We start from the raw sequence: 3,742 nt of genomic DNA, 5'->3' as shown, positions 1-3,742 counted from the left end.
ACCCGCCACAATCTCCGCGTGGTCAAGGGCGGGCGCTTCTATCACGTCATGGGACAGTGCGATAAAGGCGATGCGGTACGGTACTTGCAAAAACGCTATGAGCACCACTTCGGCGCAGCACCGTTCAGTATTGCCCTGGGGGATAGCCCCAACGATCTGGACATGCTCAAAGCGGTGGATGCACCGGCCATCATTCCGCACAGCGATGGTTCACACCTGGAGGACCCTGCACTAAAACGGGCCTTCATAGCACCAAAAGAGGGCGCGGCGGGGTGGAATACCGCCGTTCTTACCCTGATCGACCAATAGGCGATCGCACTGACGAGGATGAACCGATGAGTGATTTTTTCCAGAACGGTCGTATTGCCACTTTGCACAACCTGGGGGATCGCCCGCTGGAGGCGATGGAGGCGGAGCTGAATGAATGGGCGGAGAAAAAGCCCATGTGCCTGGTGTTGCCGTGTCTCTACTCTGAGCTACAGGGGCCGGCGTTGGAAAACATCATTCAGGAGCTGAGTAAGGTCACCTACCTTGATGAGGTCATCATCGGGCTTGATCGCGCTACCGAAGAAGAGTTCGAGCATGCCAAGACGTTTTTTTCCCGTCTGCCCCAGCGTCACCACATTCTGTGGAATGACGGGCCGCGCCTGAAAGCCATTGATAAGGTCCTCGATGAATATGGCCTCGCGCCCAATGAGTTGGGGAAGGGGCGCAATGTCTGGTATTGCCTGGGCTATGCGCTGGCTCAGGGGCGGGCCAAAGCCGTCGCGCTGCACGACTGCGACATTCTCACCTACAAGCGGGATATTGTTGCCAAGCTGTTTTATCCGGTGGTCCATCCCACATTCAATTACGCTTTCTGCAAGGGGTATTACTATCGTGCGGCCAACGGCAAACTCAACGGTCGCGTGAGTCGACTGTTGGTATCGCCGCTGGTGCGGGCGCTGGAGAAAGTGTTTGGCCGCGACGATTATCTGGAATTCATTGACAGCTTTCGCTACCCGCTGGCGGGTGAGTTTTCCATGATCATGGACGTGGTCAGTTCCATCCGGATTCCCAGCGATTGGGGCCTGGAAATTGGTGTGCTGTCGGAAGTGAATCGTCGCTACTCCGACGAGCGGGTCTGTCAGGTGGATATTGCCGATGCCTACGATCACAAGCATCAGGATCTGTCCAAAGACAACCCGGAGGGTGGGCTCTCGAAAATGAGCACGGACATTTCCAAATCGCTGTTCCGCAAACTGGCAATCAAAGGCACCGTGTTTACGCCAGAAGCGTTTCGTACCATCAAGGCGAGTTATTATCGCCTCGCGCTGGATCTGATTGACCGGTATCACAACGATGCCGTCATCAACGGCATGACGTTGGATCGAAACCAGGAAGAGAACACCGTGGAGCTGTTTACCAAGTGCATCATGCGGGCGGGGGAGCAGTTTCTGAACGATCCCACCGAGCGGCCATTCATGGCCAATTGGTCGCGCGTGTTAAGCGCCGTGCCGGATGTGTACGATCAGTTGTTGGAGGCGGTTGCGCAGGATCGGGGGTGATCGGGTTGCGGCTCGTTTGGTGACGGCGGATGCGGGCTGCGGTGGTTGGGTAACGGCGGATGCGGCCTTCGGCCTTATCCGCCCTACGCGGACTGCCGTGGTATGCGTAGGGCGGATAAGCGAAGCGCATCCGCCGTTACCCAACCCAAAATATACCTCAAACTTTCTTCTCATAATTCGTCAACCAGACACACTGATACGGCGCCAAGGTCAAAGTCCCGTACAGATCCGTCACCGCCTCCCCACTGATCAAATCCCGCCAATTCTCTGTACTGATCAAATTGATATTGGTCAAACTGATTTCCTGCGGCCGATCGCTCAGGTTATTCAGACAGAAAATACTCTGAGTTCGGCGCAGGCTCTGCCGCCAGAAACCAAACACCTCCGGCTGCAAGTGCAAAGTGAACTGAGTAGCATTCGGGTGAAACGCCGGCTGCGCACAGCGAATCCGGATCAGTCTCTGCAGCGCATTGAAGATTCGGTGTTGAGGTTTTTCCGGGTCGGCTAGAAGCGTTTCGAGTTCACCCTTGTGCCAGTTGGTCCGGTTGATGGAACGGTTGTGCTGGGTGGCTTCCAGTTTGTCCAGGTCATTGGGCGTCGCAAACAGGGTGTGAATATAAAACGCCGGTATACCCTCCAGGGCCAACATGATGATCTGTGAACAGAGCAACCGTGCCTCCTGCCAGCGATCGGTACCCTGATAGGTACCCTTGAAGGCATCGAACAGACTGATGTTGGCCTCGTAAGGTTTGCTTTCGCCATTCTGTCCGGTGCGGCTGGAAATGCGACCGCCAAAGGACTGCAGCGTTTTCAGGAAGGTTTCCAGCTCCTCGTCGGACAACAAGCCTTCCGCCGGACGCAACCCGATACCGTCGTGGGAGGCGGTAAAATTCAGATAGGCACAGCCGACCGGCGAGGGCGGCATGCTCATCAACCAGCCTTTCAGATACTGGCCGTTGCCGGACAGCAGCGCGTGAATCACCAGTGGTGGCAGGCTGAAGTTGTAGATCATGTGCGCTTCGTTACTGTTGCCGAAGTACGTCAGGTTTTCCCGGTTGGGCACATTGGTTTCGCTGATCAGAATCGCGTGGGCATTTTTGTACTCCATCAGCAGCCGCAGCAGCTTGATGACTTCGTGGGTTTGCGGCAGGTGTATACAGGGCGTTCCGATTTCCTTCCACAGAAAGGCCACGGCATCCAGACGAAGCCACTGAACGCCCTTGTCGAGATAAAGCCCGATGATCTTCAGGTATTCGAGCAGCACCTTGGGGTTGCGGAAGTCGACATCAATCTGGTCATGACTGAACGTACACCAGACGTGCTTCACGCCTTCGTTGGTTTCCACTGCGCGCAGTAGCGGGCTGGTGCGCGGCCGCACGACCATGGACAGGTCGTAGTGGGGGCTCGCCTCGACAAAGTAATCCCGACCCGGGTCTTTGCCATATTGGTAGTTGCGGAACCAGCCGCTCTGGCTGGACACATGGTTGATCACCAGATCGCCCATGAGTTTGAAGTCTTGCCCCAGAGTTTCAATATCGTCCCATTCGCCCAGCTCGGCGTCGACCTGGGTGTAGTCGATGACGGCAAAGCCGCCGTCGGAGCTGTGGGGGAAGAAGGGCAGCACGTGCACGGCGCTGAAGGTGTCCTGCAGGTGTTTGTGCAGGAACTGTTCGAGGGTATCGAGGGGTTTTTCGTTGGGGGTGCGGATGGAGTTGCCGTAGGTGATCAGCAGGGCGTCCTGTTCGGACCAGAGTTGCTCGGGCGGTACGATGGCGCGGTTGATCCGCGGCCCGATGGCCTCGAGGCACTGTTGGGTCAGTGCGTCGGTGTCGGCATTGGGGTAGAGGTAGGCGAGTAGCGCGGTGAGTTTACTTTTCAGTTCCGGCAGCGAAAAAAAGTCAGTCGTCATAGTATGGGCCCGTCATGGTCAGTACCCAATATCGCAGCAAGATCCATACCGGTGAGCCGTGTGCGTTGATCCAGCTCCGAACAATTCGACGTCGCCACCAAGTCTGGCACGCCTTTTTGAAATTATCNNCGTGAATCCGTCCCTGGAGGCTTCTCGTCGGCTCCCTGCCTCCGAGAGTCCCCGACAGGTATACCTCGCCGAGACCCTCAGTGCCAATAGGCGTTTTGTGTTGCGAGCGTGACGGGGTGGAGGGTAGGCCGGTTGGAGACTCTCTGAGGCATGGATG

2 protein-coding genes and 1 pseudogene are annotated in these 3,742 nt (G+C 56.7%); 2 read left to right on the top strand and 1 reads right to left on the bottom strand.

The annotated features are described in order from the left end of the window. Positions 1-309 (top strand): annotated as a pseudogene (locus tag B3187_RS07960) (hypothetical protein); the annotation flags it as partial. Positions 310-335: 26 nt separating this feature from the next. Continuing rightward, positions 336-1,547 carry a glycosyl transferase gene (locus B3187_RS07955; RefSeq protein ID WP_286805612.1) on the top strand — a complete coding sequence of 404 codons (1,212 nt, stop codon included), beginning with the start codon at positions 336-338 and terminating at the stop codon, positions 1,545-1,547. Between the two features lie 157 nt (positions 1,548-1,704). Here B3187_RS07955 and B3187_RS07950 read toward each other — a convergent pair whose 3' ends face one another. Continuing rightward, a complete protein-coding gene (locus B3187_RS07950) occupies positions 1,705-3,456 on the bottom strand; it encodes an alpha-amylase family glycosyl hydrolase (protein WP_286805610.1) in 1,752 nt (583 codons plus the stop codon). Positions 3,457-3,742 lie beyond the last annotated feature (286 nt).

This window comes from Marinimicrobium sp. UBA4209, from assembly GCF_002381585.1.
GTDB classification, from domain to species: Bacteria; Pseudomonadota; Gammaproteobacteria; order Pseudomonadales; family Cellvibrionaceae; genus Marinimicrobium; species Marinimicrobium koreense.
This window is presented reverse-complemented; position numbering and strand designations above follow the sequence as displayed.

Coding starts and splice junctions, on each gene's coding strand:
- B3187_RS07955 (WP_286805612.1), top strand. CDS start 336: ATGAGTGATTTTTTCCAGAACGGTCGTATTGCCACTTTGCACAACCTG.
- B3187_RS07950 (WP_286805610.1), bottom strand. CDS start 3,456: ATGACGACTGACTTTTTTTCGCTGCCGGAACTGAAAAGTAAACTCACC.